The following is a 21,724-nucleotide window of genomic DNA, read 5'->3' as shown; positions in this document are numbered from 1 at the left end:
TATAGGCTGGTAAATAGCTAAGTAGGTAATTGAGGATTAGCAGAGCGAGTTTTCAATAATTCACATAATATCGTCAAAATACTTTTTTATAGGGCTTTTTAGAAAATCTACTTTGTTATATTTGCATTTCTTCGATAATATCAAGGCCATCATTTTTAATTTTTTTAAAAGCAACTATCGAGAGCACTCTTGAACGAAATACCCACAAGCGCATTATTTATTAGTTTAGCCGTTTTAATCATCATCTCAGCTTATTTCTCTAGTTCAGAAACCAGCATGATGTCTTTAAACCGTTATCGTTTACGACACTTAGCAGCAGACAAAAACAAAACTGCACTACGTGTTGAAAAACTATTAAACAAACCAGATAAATTGATCGGCTTGATATTAATTGGTAACAACTTAGTTAATATATTGGCTTCTGCGATTGCCACCATTATAGGTCAACGCATGTTTGGTGATGCAGGTATCGCTATTGCGACAGGCGTTCTGACACTAGTAATACTGATTTTTGCTGAGGTTACTCCTAAAACACTCGCGGTTTTATATCCAGAAAAAATTGCTTTCCCTAGCTCGGTCTTATTAGCACCTCTACAAAAAATATTAAGCCCATTAGTTTGGTGTATTAACGGTATTTCTAACGGTTTATTAAGAATATTTGGTATCAGTGTTCATAATCAAAGTGATAATGCATTATCAAGTGACGAATTACGCTCTGTTGTACATGAAGCCGGATCAATGATCCCTGAGCATCACCAACAAATGCTATTAAGTATTCTTGAGTTAGAAAAAGTCACTGTCGATGAAATCATGGTGCCACGTAACGAAATCGCAGCCATTGATATCAACCAAGATTGGGATACGATTTTAAAGCAGTTAAAACATCGTACCCATACTATGACCTTGTTATACCGCGACACCATTGATGATTCTATTGGTTTTTTACACGCACGTGACTCGCTATTGATCCTGTTAAAAGAAGACTTTACTAAAACCACATTGTTAAGAAGTGTACGTGAGTTGTACTTTATTCCAGAAGGTACACCACTTAATACGCAATTGATAAAGTTCCAACAAAATAAAGAACGTATGGGCTTAGTGGTGGACGAATACGGTGATATTCAAGGGTTAGTGACTCTGGCGGATATTCTAGAAGAGATAGTTGGTGACTTTACCACAACCCGAGAGCCACATAGTTCAGAAGAGATCCACAAGCAACAAGATGACAGTTATATTATTGAAGGTAGCTTAGGCATCCGTGACCTCAATAAAGAAATGGGTTGGTCTTTACCTACAGATGGGCCTCGTACTTTAAATGGTTTAATTCTTGAGCATCTTGAAACAATCCCTACCGCCAACATCAGTACACGTATATGTGGTTATCCAATGGAAATCATTGAAGTTGAAAACAATATGGTTAAATTAGTGAAAATTATTCCTCATTTATATAGTGAGGAAAATTAATAACATTAGCTCAATTAATAGCATTAGGTCATCTTGCATAAAAATCATCTAATCTAGCTATTATGAGTGATGAAAAATTAGCTACTTTCTATCAAGCAAACCAATCGGTTTGCTTTTTTTTGCTCTAAATTTAGTGTTTAACAGCATTCCTCCTAACAAACTACCTCTCCACTAAGATAATCATTGCAGATGGTCTGCGCCAACTTGTAATGATTGAAGTAAGTATGTGTTCTTAATTTTTTACAACAGCTACTAAGCATCAATATTTTTGATTCTGAGAATAAAAACTATCAAATATTCTTTAACTAAAAAGGATCGTATTGTTTTTACAACGCATCGATAGCGTTCAATTAATAAGTGTTCAATGAATAGTTGAATTCAATAGGAGATAAACAATGACGACCACTTCATATCATTTTATTGCAGGAGGCTTAGTGATTGCATATGAACCATGCCATTAACCACTTAAATACGAATACGACCCAAGCAGTAGCCAAGTCACATCCTTTAGCAGATGTCAGTAATTATGGCGTACAAAAAGCCAACAAAAGTAAACTTCATTCTTTTGGCTTATCAGTGTTTGCGGGTGTTTTTATCGCCATTGCATTTGTTTTTTACGTTACGGTAACGACCGGCAGTGATGCCTCTTCTTGGGGCCTCACACGTTTAGCGGGAGGCACTGCATTTAGTTTAGGCTTAATACTCGTAGTGGTATGTGGAGCAGAATTATTCACTAGTACCGTATTGAGTAGCGTTGCCTGGGCACAGGGTAAATTAAGTACCCTGCAGTTAATCGGTTGCTGGGTACGTGTTTACCTAGGCAACTTTGTTGGGGCGATGCTGATTTTATTACTGATTTTTGGTGCCAAAATGTACCAACTTGACGGTGGACAATGGGGTATTAATGCACTGCATCTTGCACAGCATAAAATCCACCACACCTGGCTACAAGCCTTTTCCTTAGGCGTGCTATGTAACCTATTGGTGTGTTTAGGTATTTGGATGACATTTAGCAGTAAAGATATGTTAACAAAGTCATTCTTACTGATACTACCGGTTGCCATGTTTGTCAGTAGCGGTTTTGAACATAGTATCGCAAACCTATTTATGGTGCCTTTGGGCATTGTTTTACAACATACCGTACCAGCGGAGTATTTAATCTCATTGGGATATAACGCGAATAGTTTTGCTGACCTAACAGTGAGTCATTTTGTACTCAACAATTTAATCCCCGTTACCCTAGGCAATATTGTCGGAGGAGGCGTAATGGTTGGTTTAGGCTATTGGTTAATTTACCAAGATGTTCCAGTTCCATTAACAAATCCGTCGCCATTAAAAACCGAATCAATAACCCCAACATCGATGACTCAAAAATCAACATCAGACCTCGCTACGACGACTTATTTACCATCACAAGGAACACCAATTATGAACAATACCTTTTTAACTGACCTAACTGTTGCACAGTTAATGGATACAAAAGCTATCACTTTTTCAGGACAACAAACGGCAACCTCTGCTTTATTAGAGTTATCAGCACAACAAGCGCGTGGAGCAGTCGTTATTAATGAGCAAAAAGAACTACTTGGTTTTGTATCAGAGCAAGATTTATTACGTAACTGGTGGGCAAATGATTTTGAGTTAGATCAGCAGTTAAGTGTCGCTGATGTGATGCAAACTGAAGTATTAAGTGTCACTCCAGAGCAAAGTATTGCGGAATTAATTGAATTTATGACCGTCGATAAAAGTATCTTATTCCCAGTTAGCGATTCAGGTGTTTTATTATCAAGCCAATACCTAAGTTACCATCAACGCCTTAATAAAGCGGCCGCTAAACGCCCTTCTATCTATCCAGTGATTGATAATGGTATCGTAGTGGGTACGATCACGCGCCAGCATATTACTCAACATTTACTGTTACAGATGCAGTTTCAAGAAAAAGATGTTTCTGATATTCAACAAAACACCACATCACATCAAGCGGCTTGATAAAGACGCATAACTTAAGCTATGTAACTCAAATGGCATAACTTAAAATGACACTGCCGAAGGTTACATAGCAACTCAATAAAAATAGAATTAATCGGAAAAGTGATTAATTCTATTTTTTTGTATGCTACGTACTAAACGCTTAGCTTCTGTAATAACACAATCTTTTAATGGGTTTTGCCCTAAATCATCTAACCAAACAAATGATAAACTACGATGCATATCTAACTCAGGAGTATTCAGTATGACTAGTTCACAACGCTCAACTTCTCTTTTTACATCTAACAGAGGTAAGCAGCCGACATAACTGCCATTTTTCACCAATTCTTTAATAACAGGGACACTTTCATATTCTTTCCACACATCAAGATGGTCAATTAAACCATGTACCGCGCTTTCAAAAATACGTCGCGTACCAGCTCCATGTTCCCTTAAAATCCAACGGGCTTGCTCTAACTGTGCGAGGTTAACTACCTTTGAATGTGCGTAAGGGTGATGGGTGTTAGTAAAAATGACTAAATGATCATCAAAAATAGCTTCTTGCATAACACGACTATCATCATTGCGCCCTTCAATAATACCTAATTCAAATTCATGATTTAATAACCCTCGAATCACCTCTTCACTATTTTCAATGGAGAGTTCTATACGTAGTTCAGGGAAGTCACTATCGATATTACTGATTAGTTTTGGCAATATGTGTTCAGCGGCGGTTTGGCTTGCACACAATGATAAGGTACCACTGATTAAATGCTGATCTTTTAAGCCTTGATCAATTTGTTGTGCATTTTGGATCAGTTTTCGCGCCTGCGGTCTTAACCATCGCCCCCAGTGGCTTAAGGTTAAACGGTTGCCATGGCGAATGAACAAAGGTCGGTCAAGTAAGTTTTCTAATTGTGCTAAGGACATACTCACTGCAGATTGTGTCATGCATAAGTGCTCGGCTGCGCGGCTAACACTTTCATTACTCGCGATAGCATTAAAAACTTGTAACTGCTTTAGGGTGTACTTCATGAGAGTCCATTAATGACGTAATTGAGTCCTCAATGTAAAGCATCAGTGTTTTTGATACTTGATATAAAACAATTCACTAAAAAATAAAGCAAAAAAAAGGCTGCAAAGCAGCCTTAATAGTTATCTCAGATTTACAGTTGTTGTAATTGCTCTGCAGACAATGAAATATCATCATTTTTATTGATACCAACACCCGCATCTATAATTGCTTGCGCAATCTCTTTTGCTTCAGCTAATGAGTGCATTGCATAAGTACCACATTGATATTCATTTAGTTCTGGAATTTGGTTTTGGTTTTCTACATTTAACACATCTTGCATTGCCGCTAACCAAGCTTGACCCACTTGTTGTTCTGTTGGTGCACCGATTAAGCTCATGTAAAACCCTGTACGACATCCCATTGGTGAAATATCGATGATTTCAACTTGATCTCCATTGAGATGATCACGCATAAATCCCGCATACAGATGCTCTAATGTATGAATGCCTTTTTCAGATAAAATATCTTTATTAGGCGCAGTGAAACGTAAGTCAAATACTGTAATAGTATCCTTACTTGGTGTTTGCATGGTTTTAGCAATACGTACTGCTGGCGCTTTCATAATAGTATGGTCAACGGTAAAACTATCTAATAATGGCATAGGGTGTTTCCTTATTACTTAATTAATTATCTATTTATTCATTTCAAGGATTGAGTTTGAACGATTGTGTTTAGTATTGCATCTACTAACTAGGCATAAAACAATCGCCATAACCAACTCGAATCCAAATCTTCTTGGCAACCTTTTAACTGTGTTGCATATTTTTTAGCACGTACATCCACTTTACGAGAGACTTTTACTAACCACGCTTTTTTGTTGTAACTCTTGCGTTTGTATCCTGTCCAACCCTCATGATAATTCAAATACTGGCCGTAAGCATCCCACTTCGACACACCGTTTATTTTATGCGTTTTGCTGGTGAACCAGCCCATAAAGTCGATAGCATCATCAAAATCATCACGACTAGACCAGTTATTACCCGTTTCCCGTTGGTAGTCACTCCAAGTCATGTCTCTGGCTTGTGCATAACCATAGGCATCACTCGCTCGACCAATGGGTATAAACCAAAAATATTGCATCGGTGGCGCAGCATCATGTTTAAAACTACTTTCTTGATACATAATAGCAATCGGTACATGAATAGGTGTCCCCCATCGTTCTTGCATTTCTTTGGAAGCACTATACCAGTCTCGATTTTCAAAAAAAATATCACAAATATTTTCAGGATTTTTAGGAGGCGGTGTTGCACAGGCGATTAATGTGATAGGAAAAATTAAAGTGATTATTTTTTTAAATAAGTGCATAGCTTTACTTTAAACCTCTCAGTTAATCACGAATAACGTATCGTTTTCCTATTTTATTGGCGCTAAATGAATAACATCAGAAAACACATTAATAATAACCTAACACGTTATGCAGAGAAATTTTAACAGCACATACAAAGTACGTGCTGTTAGAGATGACCAGCTATATGCTGTTTATACTTTTTTAGCGTTAGTAAAGTAATCGGTTAAAAAATCAGGAAAACTCAATGTGTCAGCAGCTTCAATGGCTTCACGCTTTTCAATTGAAGTTTGCTTTTGCTGTGCAAATATCTGCTCAGACCAAATAGAATAAGGTTGCTCTTGTAGCTCGACTTTATACTGTTTTGCTAAACTCAATGCTAATGTGCCATTATCTCCCGTAGAATCTTTAATGCGTTTTAAAATACGCGCAGAGCTGGTTTGCTCTGGGTCTTCAAAACGAGGACTGATATGTTGCATTGCATTTTGATAGCGATTATCAACGCGCTCTTTATCTAATAACGACGCCATTTCAGACAGTTGTTGATTTAACCACTTTCCCCAACCTGCAACATCTTTAGTTTGCTCAGCGATGGTTAAAGTAAGTTCAGGTTCACGACCTCGTGTTACCATCTCATTAAAGTTATCCGCACAGGCTGCGTATTCTTCCTGTGATAACGTTGGTGATTCAACACTTGCACACCAAGTTAAAAATAGATCTAAGAAGTTCACTTGCTCTTCAGTGATACCTAATTTACAAAATGGATTAACATCTAAAGAACGAATTTCAATATACTCAATACCACGTGCTTTTAATGCTTGTGATGGCGTCTCGTTAGCTTTTTGAACACGTTTAGCACGAATAGAGGCATATAATTCGTTCTCTATTTGCAGAACATTATCATTAAGCTGAACATATTCGCCATCTTTGACCGTTCCCATCGCAGTAAACTTGGACTCTTTTTTAGATAACGCTTTACGCACGCTATCAAGGTAAGTGTTTAGGCTGTTATAGCAGATGTTTAAATCTGATTGAGAGCTATTGGTATAACCTAAATCACTCAAACGCAATGACGTTGCATAGGGTAAATAAATCGTTCCTTTACCTGTAGCTTCAAAGGGAAGTTTTGTTTCTTTACCTTGTAAGAATGATTTACAAATAGCAGGAGAAGCACCAAACAAATAAGGAATAACCCACCCATAACGTAGGTAATTTCGAATTAACCCCATATATCCAGCAGATTGAGCTGCTTGACCGGTTAACGGTGAGTCGTGCAATTCACCCCAATTATCCCAAAACGCAGCAGGTAATGAAAAGTTATAATGCACGCCAGAAATAATCTGCATCATACTGCCGTAACGGTTTTTAAGACCTTGACGATAAGTCGTTTTCATTCTGCCGATATTAGATGAACCATACTGCGCTAATTGCACACTATCTTCACTCATTACATAACAAGGCATACTCATTGGCCAAAGGTATTGCTCCTTAGGCAAGTTCACAACCACATGATGATGAATATCATTAAGATAGTTAAAAAGTTGATCTACGCTAGTTGCAACTGGCGTAATAAACTCTAACAGACTCTCAGCAAAATCAGTGGTGATAGAAGTATGTGTAAGAGCGCTACCGTAAGCACTAGGGTGCCCCTCTTGAGATAGCTTACCATCCTCGTTTACACGTAACGTTTCGCGTTCAATACCACGACCGAATGCAATGAAGCTCTCAGGATGTTCGCTGAGGAAATTAATACGCTGTTGAAAATTCTTAGCCAAGTGTAAACCCCTAGGTGATTTTTTAGAGCGCTAACTCTACCACCTAAATTAGTTGAACTAAATAAGCATTTAATAGAAACAAGAAAGCAGTACTTAGAACAGCAAACAATTGATGTTTTGTTAAGCGTTTTTACTCCCTAATCAAGGGGCTTATGGAAAGATAAAGAATAAAAACATTAGGAACAAATAACGCAAACTTTTACCAATCGCGATATTAATAAAAGCAGGTCCTCTGGAAAGCTTAAGCCATCCAGCAAATAAGCAGATCACATCACCCACAATAGGCAGCCAACTTAATAATAATGCAACATTTCCCCACTTTTGACAGAACAATAATGTTTTGGGGTATTTTAAAGCCGCCTTTGCCTGTCCTAAATTAATATAATAACCGAGTAAGTATGTGACTACTGCGCCTAAACTATTACCTATGGTTACAGCAAAAAAATATTCCCATTTTAAAGATAACTGTTGCTGCAAGTAATAAATAAACAGCACCTCAGATCCACCAGGAAATAATGTTGAAGAGATAAAACCACTGCTAAACAGCAGCCAATAATCATTCATTTATTTTTCTTAAAGATAGCAAAGATAATTCTCTATTTTGCAGGAAAACACTCAAAAATCCTTCCCTCTTTTTTCCTACCCTTACTTTTTAAGAATAAGTATTGCGAAAGCATATAAAAAAGGCCACTAAAAAGTGGCCTCAATCAATAAGTGTAATTGTTATCAGCTTATCTAACCAACAATCGCTAATAATACACCAGCAGCAACCGCACTCCCTAATACACCAGCCACGTTAGGGCCCATTGCATGCATTAGTAAGAAGTTATGTGGATTTGCTTCTAATCCAACTTTGTTAGCAACACGCGCGGCCATCGGTACTGCAGAAACTCCGGCAGCACCAATCAAAGGATTGATAGGACTTTTCGAGAAACGTCCCATTGCTTTAGCCATCAATACACCAGAGGCAGTACCAATCGAGAAAGCAATCGCACCTAATCCTAAAATACCCAATGTTTCTAAGTTCAAGAACTTATCTGCAGATAGTTTAGAACCAACGCCTAAGCCTAAGAAAATCGTAACAATATTAATCAATTCATTTTGTGCAGTTGAACTTAAACGATCAACAACACCAGACTCTCGCATCAAATTACCTAAACAGAACATACCAACCAATGGCGTGGCTGCAGGTAAAAATAAGATAGTCATGAATAACACCGCTAACGGAAAGATAATTTTTTCTTTCTTACTAACTGGGCGTAACTGTTCCATTTTAATTTGACGCTCTTCAGGCGTTGTTAAAGCTCGCATGATCGGCGGTTGAATAATAGGAACCAATGCCATATATGAGTAAGCAGCAACCGCTATTGCACCAAGTAAGTCAGGGGCAAGTTTAGAGGCTAAGAAAATAGCCGTCGGCCCATCTGCTCCACCTATAATGGCAATCGCAGAAGCATCTGCAAGCGTGAATTCAAAACCAGGTACTAAGTTTAATAAAATAGCGCCAAATAACGTCGCAAAAATACCAAACTGAGCAGCTGCACCTAAAAATAAGGTTTTAGGATTAGCAATCAAGGCACCAAAGTCGGTTAATGCTCCTACCCCCATGAAGATAATTAACGGGAATACACCCGTTTCAATACCAATATGGTAGATGTAATAAAGCATGCCACCTTCATCATTAAAACCTGCATTAGGAATATTCGCTAAAATAGCGCCAAAACCAATCGGTAGTAATAATAAGGGCTCAAACTTACGTGCGATCGCTAAATACAATAGCAAACCACCAACGGCCATCATCACTAATTCAGGCCACTGGAAATTTGCAATTCCCGTATCGGCCCATAGTGTCATTAATCCATTCACGTTATCTTCCTTAACCTATTACAAACAGTGAGTCACCGACATTCACAGCATCGCCTTCTCTGATGTTAACGGCTTGCACTGTACCTGATTTTGGAGCACGAATTTCAGTTTCCATTTTCATCGCTTCCATAATCACCAGTACATCACCTTCGTCGACGTGATCACCCTTGTTTACGAGTACTTTAAAGATATTACCCGCTAAAGGTGCCGGTACATCCTCACCTTCGGCGTCAGCAGCTGGTGCTGTAGCTGACGACGCAACTGTTGTGTTCACCTGTGCAGCATTGGCTTTGACTGGAGAAATACCATCGATACTACCTTCTGGACCAACTTGTACGTTAAATAGTTGTCCATCAACCGAAACCGAGTAAGACTCTGGCGCATTTTTAGCTTTAGCAGGAGTGTTAGCAACTTTCATATCATCAGCACTTGGTACAGGCTCAAATGCATCTGGGTTGTTGCGGTTTTCTAAGAATTTAAGTCCGATTTCAGGGAACAACGCATAAATAAGCGCGTCATCAATCTCATTATCAGCAACTTTAACGCCTTTTTCAGCAGCTAGCTTTTTGAACTCAGCTTCGATCGATGCCATTTCTGGTTTAATATTATCCGCTGGACGACAAGTAATTGCTGTCGCGCCATCTAATACTTTAGCTTGTAATTCAGCATTAACAGGTGCCGGAGTTGCTCCATATTCACCTTTTAATACACCCGCCGTTTCTTTAGTGATATTTTTATAACGCTCACCCATCAATACATTGATCACTGCTTGTGTACCAACAATTTGAGAAGTAGGCGTTACCAATGGAATTAAACCAAGATCTTCACGAACACAGGTAATTTCTTTTAATACTTCATCCATCTTATCTGCAGCACCCTGCTGTTTAAGTTGGCTTTCCATATTAGTTAACATACCGCCCGGTACTTGTGCTATCAAAATACGTGGATCAACACCTTTCAATTCGCCTTCAAATTTCACATATTTTTTACGCACTTCGCGGAAGTAAGCAGAAATATCTTCTAATTGATGTAAGTCCAACCCAGTATCACGCGGCGTTCCCTCTACAATAGAAACTAATGTCTCCGTTGGTGAATGACCGTAGGTCATACTCATTGAAGAGATAGCGCTATCAATAATATCAACACCAGCATCAATCGCTTTTTGTTGAGTCGCTAAACTAAGACCGGTTGTTGCATGACAATGCAAGGCTAATGGGATATTGGTGCAAGCTTTAATTTTTGTGACTAACTCTTCTGCAACATAAGGTTTTAATAGACCCGCCATATCTTTAATACAGATAGAGTGAGCCCCCATGTCTTCAAGACGTTTCGCCATATCAACCCAACCATCAATGGTATGGACTGGACTAGTAGTGTAAGAAAGAGCACCTTGAGCATGAGCACCAACTTCAACGGCAGACTTAATCGCCGTCTCAAAATTACGCACGTCATTCATTGCATCGAAAATACGAAATACGTCTACGCCATTAGTGTGTGCACGTTCAACAAACTTCTGGACCACATCATCAGCATAATGACGGTAGCCTAATAGGTTTTGACCTCTTAACAGCATTTGTTGTGGTGTATTTGGCATCGCCGCTTTTAAAGCGCGAATACGATCCCAAGGATCTTCACCTAGATAACGAATACATGAATCGAAAGTAGCACCACCCCAAGTCTCTAAAGACCAATAGCCTACTTTATCTAATTTCTCTGCGATTGGTAACATATCGTCAATACGCATACGTGTTGCAAATAATGATTGGTGTGCATCACGTAAAACAACTTCGGTGATTGCGAGAGGCTTAGACATATTCACTTGCTCCTTTATTGATTCTTTGTCCATTAAACTGTTCGTGCTTTGCGGTATTGTTGCACTGCACTAGTGATTGCAGCGATTACCTGAGGGCTTACTTGTGTTTGACTTGCAGCTTGAGTAGCGACGGGTGCTTTACGCTTAGCTGAAATAACAGGTTTGTCTGCAGGAATATATTTAGCCATTAGATTTATACAAATAAATAATAAACCTAAAAACATATAAACAAATGCCATGCCGAGACCCAATAGCATAAATGCAGTAACTAAAGATCCTGTAATATCCATAAATGTACCCTTTCCTTTTCTAGATACACACTGAAACAGCCATTCAACAGATTAAAAATGAATATTTATTCAAATCTAATAAATATTTAATATGCTGCCAACAGTGGGTATTGAATACTTATCACGATTAAATCCATGTAAATAATAAACATCAACCACCAGAATACTTGATTTAATACGCGTTGAACATATGTATTTTCAGTAAAATAGTGTTTCACAGGGGCTTATTATAGTGGTTTTGGCTAAAAAATGAAAGCAATGGAATTTGACTCAACTTCCATAGTTTGCATTTAACAAAAAATAGTCTAATAAAGATGAAAGCAAGGGAGGTCTAAATCACTATTTAGAAATAAAACAAACTGACTATTTATGCATAATTATGAAGAAAACATGCATTTTTAAAGAAAAAATAAGCATAAAAAAATAAATATAGTCATTTATTATGATTAAATATTCAAATGGACTTGAATTTATAGGGAATAGATAAAATTATATATGGAAATATAAAGAAATGGTGCGGGTGAAGGGATTCGAACCCCTGACCGCCTGGTTCGTAGCCAGGTACTCTATCCAGCTGAGCTACACCCGCATGGTGCTTAATATTATTGGGAATAATATTAATAAGCTCTAAAAACAAAAAAACTTACTTTCGTAAGCTTGTAAAGAATGGTGCGGGTGAAGGGATTCGAACCCCTGACCGCCTGGTTCGTAGCCAGGTACTCTATCCAGCTGAGCTACACCCGCCGCGATATTCTTTATGTTTTTATTTCAATTCTTAAGCTCACCGTCTTTTCGTGCAAATAGAAAGATGGTGCGGGTGAAGGGATTCGAACCCCTGACCGCCTGGTTCGTAGCCAGGTACTCTATCCAGCTGAGCTACACCCGCTTTAAGAATCTACAAGAATGGCGGTGGAGGAGGGATTCGAACCCTCGAACAGGCTATAAACCCGTTACTCCCTTAGCAGGGGAGCGCCTTCGGCCACTCGGCCACCCCACCGTCGTCTTGTTGGCGCACATATTACTGTCTTCTGAAAACAAGTCAAACCTTTTTAGCATAATAATTTACTGCTTGCTTGGTAATTAAACAAACTGCTTGTTTTTTATCTATTATGGTTGAATTTTAGACATAAAAAAAGAGCAATTAAGCTCTTCTTTAAATAACAATTCACTGTCTACTGTGAACTGGCTGCGTTCTTTTCTGCTTGAATACGCATATAAATCTCTTCACGATGCACTGACACATCTTTTGGCGCATTAACACCGACACGTACTTGGTTACCTTTAACACCTAAAACAGTAACGGTCACGTTGTCACCAATCATAAGAGTTTCGCCTACACGGCGCGTTAAAATTAGCATATCCTGCTCCTAAATTATTTTTATTTCATTTCCGTTAACATGAGTATGGCTCACTAAGCACTAAATTCATCTTTTATTTAGTGCCCAGTTCACAATTTCTATTTTTCTTGCTTTGGTTCAGACTCTAGTTCAAATGCTTTATGCAATGCGCGTACAGCCAATTCTAAGTACTTACTATCTACTAACACTGAAATTTTAATCTCAGAAGTAGCAATTTGGTGCATGTTGATCCCTTCTTCACCTAAGGTTTCAAACATTTTTTGTGCCACACCAGGGTGATTCCACATACCCACACCCACAATAGACACTTTAGCAATCTCGTTATTACCTTGTACTGAGTCAGCATTCAACTTAGTACAAACAACTTCTAACAATTTAGTTGCTTCAACATAATCATCACGATGTACAGTAAACGTAAAATCAGTTTTACCATCACCTAATGTATTTTGCACAATCATATCAACGTCGATATTAGCGGCACCAATAGGAGAAAGTATTTGTGCTGCAACAGTCGGTTGATCAGGAACACCTGATAACGTTAGACGCGCTTCGTCACGATTAAATGCGATGCCAGAGATAACAGGAGATTCCATTTTATTTTCCTCATAACTAATTAACGTACCACCACCATCTTTAAAACTAGAAAGTACACGTAGTGGCACGTTGTATTTCCCTGCAAATTCAACAGAACGAATTTGTAACACTTTTGCGCCTAAGCTAGCCATCTCTAACATCTCTTCAAAGGTGATGCTATCAAGACGACGAGCATTAGGCTCAACGCGTGGATCTGTTGTATAAACACCGTCAACGTCGGTGTAGATTTGGCACTCGTCCGCTTTTAATGCAGCAGCAATCGCTACGGCAGACGTATCACTGCCACCACGCCCAAGCGTGGTAATGTCATTATCTTCACTGCGGCCTTGAAAGCCAGCGACAACAACAACACGACCTTGCTTTAAGTGTTTTTGTAGATTTTCAGTTTCGACATCTAATATACGTGCTTTAGAATGGCTGCGATCGGTTTTCAATCGAATTTGATCACCGGTCATGGAAACCGCATCAACACCTAAGTTATGCAACGCCATCGACAATAATGCGATCGTGGTTTGCTCGCCGGTTGTTAATAATACATCCATTTCACGTGCACTTGGTTTCTCAATAAATTCTTTCGCTAAAGCAATTAAACGATTGGTTTCACCAGACATTGCGGATAAAACAACCACAACATCATGGCCCGCTTCTTTTGTAGCTTTTACTTTGTCAGCCACTGCTTTGATTCGCTCCACAGTGCCAACGGAAGTACCGCCATATTTTTGAACTATTAGTGCCATCTTTATTCCTTGCTATACAGTTGGGTATAGACTCTTAATTATTATAAACGTTCAATTAACCAAGGTTCTACTAGTGCCAGTGCATCTTTTAATGCAGCAGGATTATTTCCTCCAGCCATCGCCATATCAGGGCGACCGCCGCCTTTACCACCAACAGGAATGGCAACAACATTAACCAACTCACCCGCTTTGACTTTGTTAGTTAAATCTTTAGTCACACCTGCAATCAAACTAACTTTGTCATCACCGACTGTTGTCGCTAACACCACGATGCCTGATTGTAGTTTGTTTTTCATTTCGTCAACACTGTCGCGTAATGTTTTAGGGTCAATACCTTCCATATAAGCAACAACAACTTTAACGCCATTGATATCAATTGCTTGCTCAGTCAGATTTGAGCCCGCTTCACTTGCTACTTTAGCTTTAAGTTGTGCTAATTCTTTCTCAAGCACTTTATTACGGTCCAGTGTTTGTAGAATTTTTTCACCTAGAGTGAATGAATCACCTTTGACTAAATCACAGGCTTTGTTGAATTGCTCACGCAGGTTTTGCAATACATTGCCAGCAGCATCACCCGCAGCCGCTTCAATACGACGAACACCTGCAGCAGTTCCTGCTTCAGAAGTAATGATAAATAACCCCATATCGCCCGTACGTTGTACATGCGTACCGCCACATAATTCAGTAGAGAAATCGCCCATTTGTACAACACGTACCATATCGCCATATTTCTCACCAAATAATGCCATTGCACCTTGGTTCTTAGCTTCTTCGATATCCATCAATTTAGTCACAACTTCATAGTTGTTACGAATTGCTTGGTTAACAATGTATGTCACTTTATTAAGTGCTTCAGCAGATACTGCCTCAAAGTGAGAGAAATCAAAACGTAACTTCTCAGCATCACATAACGACCCTTTTTGAGTCACATGCTCACCTAACGTTTGGCGTAACGCTTCATGTAATAAATGCGTTGCAGAATGGTGTAATGCAATTGATTTACGACGTTCAGCATCGACTTCAGCTTCAACAGACTCATTCGCTTTGATAGAGCCCATACTCACATAACCAATATGTAAGAAAGCATCAGCAGATTTTTTAGTATCAGTTACAACAAAAATACCATTGCTCAACTTAAGCACACCTGCATCACCAACTTGACCGCCTGACTCCGCATAAAATGGAGTTTCAGCTAGCACTATTTGTGCGTTGTCACCTTCTACTAAACTATCAACAAACTGACCTTCTTTGATCAAGGCTGTCACGGTAGAAGTGCCTGTTAGCGTTTGGTAACCAATAAACTCAGTTTTGTCTTCAATTTTTAATACGTCGTTATAATCTTTACCGAAGTTATTTGCTGCTTGAGCACGTTTACGTTGCTCAGCCATTGCAGAGTCAAACCCATCTTGGTCGATAGTTAGCTCTCGCTCACGCGCAATATCTGCGGTTAAATCAGCAGGGAAACCATAAGTATCGTAAAGTTTGAAAACAACATCACCAGGAATAATAGATCCCTGCAAAGCATCTAATTCATTATCTAGAATTTGTAAACCACGCTCTAGTGTTTTACCAAACTGCTCTTCCTCTAAACGTAAGATTTTTTCAACGAACTCTTGTTGCTGACCTAGTTCAGGGTAAGCATCGCCCATCTGTTTAACTAGCTCTTCATAAATACGGTAAAAGAATACTTCTTTCGCACCTAATTTATGACCGTGGCGAACTGCGCGACGAATAATACGACGTAATACATAACCACGTCCTTCGTTAGACGGCATCACACCATCGCAGATCAAGAAACCACATGAACGAATATGGTCGGCAACAACACGTAATGATTTATCTTGTAAATCTTCTGCGCCGGTTACATCCGCTACTTTTTGGATCAAGCCTTGGAATAGATCGATATCATAGTTTGAATGACCGTTTTGAATAATCGCAGAGATACGCTCTAAGCCCATACCCGTATCAATAGATGGATTAGGTAGGTTTTCCATTGTACCGTCAGCACTACGGTTAAATTGCATGAAAACGATATTCCAGATTTCAATGAAACGGTCGCCATCTTCTTCAGGAGTTCCTGGAGGACCACCCCAAATGTGTTCACCGTGATCGTAGAAAATTTCAGAACATGGACCACAAGGTCCAGTATCGCCCATTGACCAAAAGTTATCAGACTCATATTTTTTATCAGGTGATTTATCACCAATGCGAATTATTTTGTCTTCTGGTACACCGATTTTATTCGCCCATAATGAAAATGCTTCGTCATCACTTTCATAAACAGTAACAAGTAACTTTTCTTTTGGTATTTTCAAAACGTCAGTTAAGTATTCCCACGCAAAACCAATGGCATCTTCTTTAAAGTAATCACCAAAACTGAAGTTACCCAACATTTCAAAAAAAGTATGGTGACGAGCAGTGTAACCAACGTTATCTAGATCGTTGTGTTTACCACCAGCACGAACACAACGTTGGCTTGACGTTGCGCGAGTATAAGCTCTTTTTTCAGTGCCTAAAAAGGTATCTTTAAATTGATTCATACCTGCATTAGTAAATAACAAAGTAGGGTCATTATCAGGGACGAGAGAACTACTGCTCACGGTTTGATGCCCTTTCTTACCAAAGAAATCCATAAATCCTTGGCGAATATCAGCGGTCGATTTAGTCATGACTTATTCCATGTAAAAGTGTCAATTTAGGTATTCTTAAAAAAGTGAGTCTTTAAGGGCTAAATAGATGAAAAAATAAATGGAGGCTAATATATCATGCTGATGGTGTGGGTGAAAGTAGGGATAAATAGAGTGTTGACAATAATTTAGTCATTAATATACCCGTTCCGAATAAGCAAACCTGCGAACTTGCCGTTTATAGGATTTAGATTATACCTGCACGGCTCTTTTTTCATTAAAGTAAGCTTTAAACAAGCTTATTTATCAGCATCAGAACAATCATTTCTATCAATGTTAATGAAAAGATAAAACATTGCTTTTAATAGGTTTTTAATAAGAAAGATTTGTAGGTTATCGAAGGATTATCTAGCACTATAGAAAAAGAGCCGCTATTTTTTGATGCTATCGCAGGATGATAGAGGTATAAATGACTCGTTACAGCCTCCGTCCCCCAAATATACAACTTTATTATATTTATTTACGCCGCAAATAAATGCAGGTAAAAATAACCTTGAATAATTTAATTCGAAGGTGAAAAGTATTGGTTACCCATCGGTAACCAATAAGTGCTTACTCAGCGACTAACGTTTCAATACGGTAAAAACCTTCACCGTTAATGCCTAGTGTTTCCGCTAAAAACGGTAAACTATGTTGCATCTCTTTTTGTAACGTCCAAGGTGGATTAATTACAATCATGCCACTAGAGGTCATGCCTCTCTCTTCTTTATCCGCTTCAATCGCCAATTCATAGAGTTGAATATTTTGAATACCTGACGCTTTTAAGGATCTTTCCATTTTTGAAATTAATTGTCGCTTCACTACTGGGTACCATAATGCATAAGTCCCCGTTGCAAAACGACGATGTGCAGCAATTAGCTTTTCAACCACTTCATCATATTCGGTTTTAATCTCATAGGAAGGATCAATTAATACCAAACCACGGCGCTCTTTAGGTGGCATATTAGCAATCAGTCCTTGTAAACCATCACTATTCGCCATTTTAATGCTGCGATCGCCAGAGAAGTTGCCGCGCATATTAGTAAACTCATTCGGATGTAATTCAAATAAGAACATACGGTCTTCGTCACGACGCATTTGGTTACAAATCATCGGAGAACCAGGATAAGACAATAACGCCCCTTCCCCATTAAATGCTTTCACTTGATCTAAATAACGTGCCACGGGAACCGGTAAATTAGTTAAGTTCCACAATGCACCGATACCATTATTAAACTCACCAGTTTTTAACGATTGCGCAGAGTCTAATTGATAAGCGCCACAACCAGAGTGTGTATCTAAATAACAAAAAGCTTTGTCTTTTTGTAATAAGTAATCAAGGATAGAAGTTAATACAGTATGCTTTAAAACATCTGCAAAATTCCCAGCATGGTATGAATGGCGATAACTCAGCACAAAAACTCCAAAAAAATAAAAAATGACTGCCGTAGTATAAAGAGTTTCGCATTCTATTGCGCTAAAAAAGATAACCGAAAATTAACTACCTATCATTACTCTACTTCGCTCTCTCCTTGTTTTATAAACTAGTATGTTTAAGCAAAAGTTAAGTAAAAAGCAGAAAAACAAACATTTTCATCTGTTTTCAATATTATTAATAACATTCAAAACTACTTGTAATAGCACTCTCTACACAGGTAAATTTTAATGCTTTTAGTTACGTTACTGTTTTTATAAGCTTTAACTTTTTAGAAACGTCTTTAGCAATCTTTCTTCCAATACAAACTTCTTCAGTCAGCAAAGGCAGTGCTATGGGGATCTACAGCACATATCAATTTTCAGGTGAATTTTTCGGTGGTATTATGGGTGGGTTATCCTATAAACTAGCTGCTAGTAGTGGCTTATTTTTATGCTTAACAGGGTTAATGATTGTCTGGTTTATACTGTCTATTGGCATTTGTAACATCCATGACACGAGCAAAATTGGTACTTTTACGTTTGCACTTTTATATTTACATTAAGTATAAAAGATCAACAACAAGCCAATATACTCATTAGCGATTGCTAGCATTAGAGAGCGCGTTAGAAGTTGTTGTTATTGCAAAAGAGCAGATTGTTTATATAGAAGTAAATAGGCAATTTGTATCAAAGCGAATACACAGCGTTTTCAACGACAACAAGCGCAATACATTTTAGGTAATAGTTAAATCACTATTACAATCAAATATTTTACATAAATAAGTCGAAATAGCGGAGCAAAAAACATGTTTAACCGTAGTGTAAACAAAGTAGTCCTAGTAGGTAACCTAGGTAAAGATCCAGAAATGCGTTACACCCAAAATGGTGGCGCAGTGGCAAACTTTTCAATCGCAACCACTGAAAGCTGGAAAAACAAACAAACAGGTGAATACGAAAATAAATCTGAATGGCACAATATTGTTGTATTCGGTAAATTCGGCGAAATGGTCGGCCAGTATCTGAAAAAAGGTGCAAAAGTTTACGTTGAAGGTAAATTACAAACTAACAAGTGGCAAGGTCAAGACGGTCAAGATCGTTACAAGACTGAAATCATTGCTAATGATATCCAAATGTTAGATGCTCGCTCTCAAAACGCAGGTCAAGGTCAGCCATACCAAGGCGGACAGCAGCAACCAAGTGGTTACCAAAACGCACCACAACAACAAGCTGCACCAGCACAATCTTGGGGTAATGCACCACAACAGCCACCAGCACAACAAGCAGCGCCTAGAATGGCACCAGCTTATCAGCCTCAACAAGCGCCGCAACCTTCACAACCTGCTCCGCAACAGGCTCCTGCAGCACAACGCCCTGCTCCAGCGGCAGCACCAGCGCAGCCAAAACAAGCACCTGCAGCGTTTAACGAGCCATCAATGGATTTTGATGACGATATTCCTTTCTAGGGTTGAGTTATCTTTTTAAGATGATTTGTTAAATTGTCGAATAGTAAAAACCTAGCACTGCTAGGTTTTTTTATGTCTGTAATTTGAAGTGTTAGATTCACCTGACTTTATTTGAGTTGATGTTTTCAAATAATCAATAAGTTCATATATATCTCACCTGCAGTATTTGCACTATAAATATTACAATGCCCTACGCTTTTAGATGATTAAAACTTCACAAGTCGACTATACCTCTTTGTTTTGTAGATAAACCAACGTAAAGTGATAATATTTTCATCATTAACTATTGTCGAATTTCCACCGTTAAAATGACATTTTGTGAGTTAATAAAGCTGTTATGCGTTGCTGTTAATTTAGGAGTCAATATGAGCTTTAAATCTTGGCTGAGCTACTCGGGATTTGCTAGTAAAACATCAGCTAGGCCTCAAGATCCACTTGATAATGATTCCCGAGAGTTTTTAGCTTCAATCTTAGATACATGCAAAACCAAAGTAAGAAAACTAAGTGCTGGAACTATTGTATGGCGCGCACAGGCTGGGTCACACAATGTGGCTTCACCAGATTTCCACATTGATGAGCGTGTTCCATACACATTTAAGCGAATGAAGCCTGATGCAGAACATTCATCTGATGGACGAGCAAACACTAAAGGGATTCCCTGTTTATATGTTGCAGCAGATGCTGAGACAGCAATACATGAAATTAGGCCTTGGCCTAGTTTAGTTGTGAGTCTCGGGAAATTGAAGCTGGTAAGAGAGCTCAAATTTATAGATTTTTCAGAGTCATCAGATTCCGAACAGTTCCCATACTTTTTCTTCAATGAGCCTTCTGCTGACGAAATAATAAAGGCAGTATGGGCTGCTATGGACTTTGCTTTTTCTTGGCCTGTGGCGAAATCTGATTCCAAATCAGAATATGTACCGACACAAATAATATCGGAGCTTATCAAATCGAAAGGATATGATGGGATCATTTACAAAAGCTCTATAGCTAAAGGGCGCAATTATGTTCTTTTCAATTTAAATGATGCGGAAGTTGTTCAGTGTGATTTATTTGAAGTAACTAAGGTTAAGTTTGACTTCGAAAAGTTATATTAGAGATCTACTTTGGCTACGGAACTTAGCAACACATAATCGGGTAGTCGGAGGTATCTAACCTCCAGCTCCCACACCACCCTGCATGCGGCTCCGCACAGGGCGGTTCATCTTATGATGAATAGTGAATATTAATCCACAAGTCCTTTAATGAGATCAAACCTTGTCTGGCTAAAAACTCATTACTGATCGCTATATTGATCCCTTTGATTTTCGAACTACGACAAGGTCTTTTACTGGTGCTTTTTATAAATCCACTGGCACAGAAGTAGCCAAACATTCACAGACGACAAGTAACCACGAAGCCGCTACGCTGTACAAAGGTCACGAAGAAAACTCGCAATATTAGTTAATAATAGTAAGGGTTTTGACCTAACCTTCTTCACCCTTCGTGTCTTCGTGGTTAATCGGCTTTTGATTTTAAAAAAACAGAAAAAACCACGAAGCCGCTGCGCTGCATGAAGGACACGAAGAAAAGCTACAATATTAGTTAATAGTAAGGCTTTTGACCTAACCTTCTTCACCCTTCGTGCCTTCGTGGTTAATCGGCTTTTGATTTTAAAAGATGGCAAACAACCACGAAGCCGCTGCACTGAACGAAGGACACGAAGAAAACCCACAATATTAGTTAATAGTAAGGGTTTTGACCTAACCTTATCTCCCCTTCGTGCCTTCGTGGTTAATCGGCTTTTGATTTTAAAGGCAAGAAAATAAAAAAAAGAAATAGGTTAAGAGTAAACCCAGTCTGACACAGGGGGTAACCTAAAAACAAAAAAACGCATGTCTAATTGCTTAGACATGCGTTTATATCATCTAACATATCGTTAGATAAGTTTGTTCTACTTACAAATTAATAACAT

The 21,724-nt window shown here is 38.6% G+C and carries 16 protein-coding genes and 4 tRNA genes; 4 read left to right on the top strand and 16 right to left on the bottom strand.

The genetic code is table 11. The annotated features are described in order from the left end of the window. Positions 1-189 precede the first annotated feature (189 nt). Together GQR44_RS15055 and focA are read left to right on the top strand one after the other, a co-directional pair. Positions 190-1,464 (top strand): CNNM domain-containing protein, encoded by a 1,275-nt coding sequence (locus tag GQR44_RS15055; RefSeq protein ID WP_166372558.1) that lies wholly within the window; start codon positions 190-192, stop codon positions 1,462-1,464. Between the two features lie 444 nt (positions 1,465-1,908). Further along, positions 1,909-3,453 (top strand): formate transporter FocA, encoded by a 1,545-nt coding sequence (gene focA / locus GQR44_RS15050; RefSeq protein WP_166372578.1) that lies wholly within the window; start codon positions 1,909-1,911, stop codon positions 3,451-3,453. 90 nt (positions 3,454-3,543) lie between these two features. On the opposite strand, the gene GQR44_RS15045 is transcribed toward focA, so the two are convergent. From GQR44_RS15045 to rlmJ, 16 genes are all read right to left on the bottom strand, one after another. Further along, on the bottom strand, positions 3,544-4,467 hold the full coding sequence (locus tag GQR44_RS15045; RefSeq protein WP_166372557.1) for a LysR substrate-binding domain-containing protein: 924 nt from the start codon (positions 4,465-4,467) through the stop codon (positions 3,544-3,546). 131 nt (positions 4,468-4,598) lie between these two features. After that, positions 4,599-5,108 carry an S-ribosylhomocysteine lyase gene (gene luxS, locus GQR44_RS15040; RefSeq protein ID WP_166372556.1) on the bottom strand — a complete coding sequence of 170 codons (510 nt, stop codon included), beginning with the start codon at positions 5,106-5,108 and terminating at the stop codon, positions 4,599-4,601. Positions 5,109-5,197: 89 nt separating this feature from the next. Then, on the bottom strand, positions 5,198-5,812 hold the full coding sequence (locus GQR44_RS15035; protein ID WP_166372555.1) for a hypothetical protein: 615 nt from the start codon (positions 5,810-5,812) through the stop codon (positions 5,198-5,200). 174 nt (positions 5,813-5,986) lie between these two features. Further along, the gene (gene gshA, locus GQR44_RS15030) at positions 5,987-7,567 is read right to left on the bottom strand and encodes a glutamate--cysteine ligase (protein WP_166372554.1); all 1,581 of its coding nucleotides are present in this window, start codon (positions 7,565-7,567) and stop codon (positions 5,987-5,989) included. A 150-nt stretch (positions 7,568-7,717) separates the two neighbouring features. Further along, the gene (locus tag GQR44_RS15025; RefSeq protein WP_166372553.1) at positions 7,718-8,131 is read right to left on the bottom strand and encodes a DedA family protein; all 414 of its coding nucleotides are present in this window, start codon (positions 8,129-8,131) and stop codon (positions 7,718-7,720) included. 171 nt (positions 8,132-8,302) lie between these two features. Then, the gene (locus tag GQR44_RS15020; protein WP_166372552.1) at positions 8,303-9,433 is read right to left on the bottom strand and encodes a sodium ion-translocating decarboxylase subunit beta; all 1,131 of its coding nucleotides are present in this window, start codon (positions 9,431-9,433) and stop codon (positions 8,303-8,305) included. A 10-nt stretch (positions 9,434-9,443) separates the two neighbouring features. Further along, positions 9,444-11,246, bottom strand: coding sequence for a sodium-extruding oxaloacetate decarboxylase subunit alpha (gene oadA / locus GQR44_RS15015; RefSeq protein WP_166372551.1), 1,803 nt, complete (start codon positions 11,244-11,246; stop codon positions 9,444-9,446). A gap of 32 nt (positions 11,247-11,278) precedes the next feature. Next, the gene (locus GQR44_RS15010) at positions 11,279-11,536 is read right to left on the bottom strand and encodes an OadG family transporter subunit (RefSeq protein WP_166372550.1); all 258 of its coding nucleotides are present in this window, start codon (positions 11,534-11,536) and stop codon (positions 11,279-11,281) included. A gap of 512 nt (positions 11,537-12,048) precedes the next feature. Further along, positions 12,049-12,125, bottom strand: a tRNA-Arg gene (locus GQR44_RS15005). A gap of 78 nt (positions 12,126-12,203) precedes the next feature. After that, positions 12,204-12,280, bottom strand: a tRNA-Arg gene (locus tag GQR44_RS15000). Between the two features lie 65 nt (positions 12,281-12,345). Then, a tRNA-Arg gene (locus GQR44_RS14995) sits at positions 12,346-12,422 on the bottom strand. 18 nt (positions 12,423-12,440) lie between these two features. Next, positions 12,441-12,533: transfer RNA gene (locus GQR44_RS14990), tRNA-Ser, on the bottom strand. 175 nt (positions 12,534-12,708) lie between these two features. Next, positions 12,709-12,894, bottom strand: a complete 186-nt coding sequence (gene csrA / locus GQR44_RS14985; protein WP_166372549.1) for a carbon storage regulator CsrA — start codon at positions 12,892-12,894, stop codon at positions 12,709-12,711. A gap of 98 nt (positions 12,895-12,992) precedes the next feature. Beyond that, positions 12,993-14,225: an aspartate kinase gene (locus GQR44_RS14980; protein ID WP_166372548.1), complete on the bottom strand. Its 1,233-nt coding sequence runs from the start codon at positions 14,223-14,225 to the stop codon at positions 12,993-12,995. A gap of 41 nt (positions 14,226-14,266) precedes the next feature. Then, positions 14,267-16,894 (bottom strand): alanine--tRNA ligase, encoded by a 2,628-nt coding sequence (gene alaS / locus GQR44_RS14975; protein WP_166372547.1) that lies wholly within the window; start codon positions 16,892-16,894, stop codon positions 14,267-14,269. A gap of 570 nt (positions 16,895-17,464) precedes the next feature. Further along, entirely contained in the window at positions 17,465-18,307 is an 843-nt protein-coding gene (gene rlmJ / locus GQR44_RS14970) for a 23S rRNA (adenine(2030)-N(6))-methyltransferase RlmJ (protein WP_166372546.1), read from the bottom strand. Positions 18,308-19,113: 806 nt separating this feature from the next. On the opposite strand from rlmJ, the gene ssb reads away from it, so the two are divergent. Both ssb and GQR44_RS14960 read left to right on the top strand, forming a co-directional pair. Beyond that, on the top strand, positions 19,114-19,770 hold the full coding sequence (gene ssb, locus GQR44_RS14965) for a single-stranded DNA-binding protein (protein WP_166372545.1): 657 nt from the start codon (positions 19,114-19,116) through the stop codon (positions 19,768-19,770). Positions 19,771-20,135: 365 nt separating this feature from the next. Continuing rightward, positions 20,136-20,867, top strand: coding sequence for an RES family NAD+ phosphorylase (locus GQR44_RS14960; RefSeq protein ID WP_166372544.1), 732 nt, complete (start codon positions 20,136-20,138; stop codon positions 20,865-20,867). Positions 20,868-21,724 lie beyond the last annotated feature (857 nt).

Source organism: Psychromonas sp. SA13A, assembly GCF_011378715.1.
GTDB lineage: Bacteria > Pseudomonadota > Gammaproteobacteria > Enterobacterales > Psychromonadaceae > Psychromonas.
This window is presented reverse-complemented; position numbering and strand designations above follow the sequence as displayed.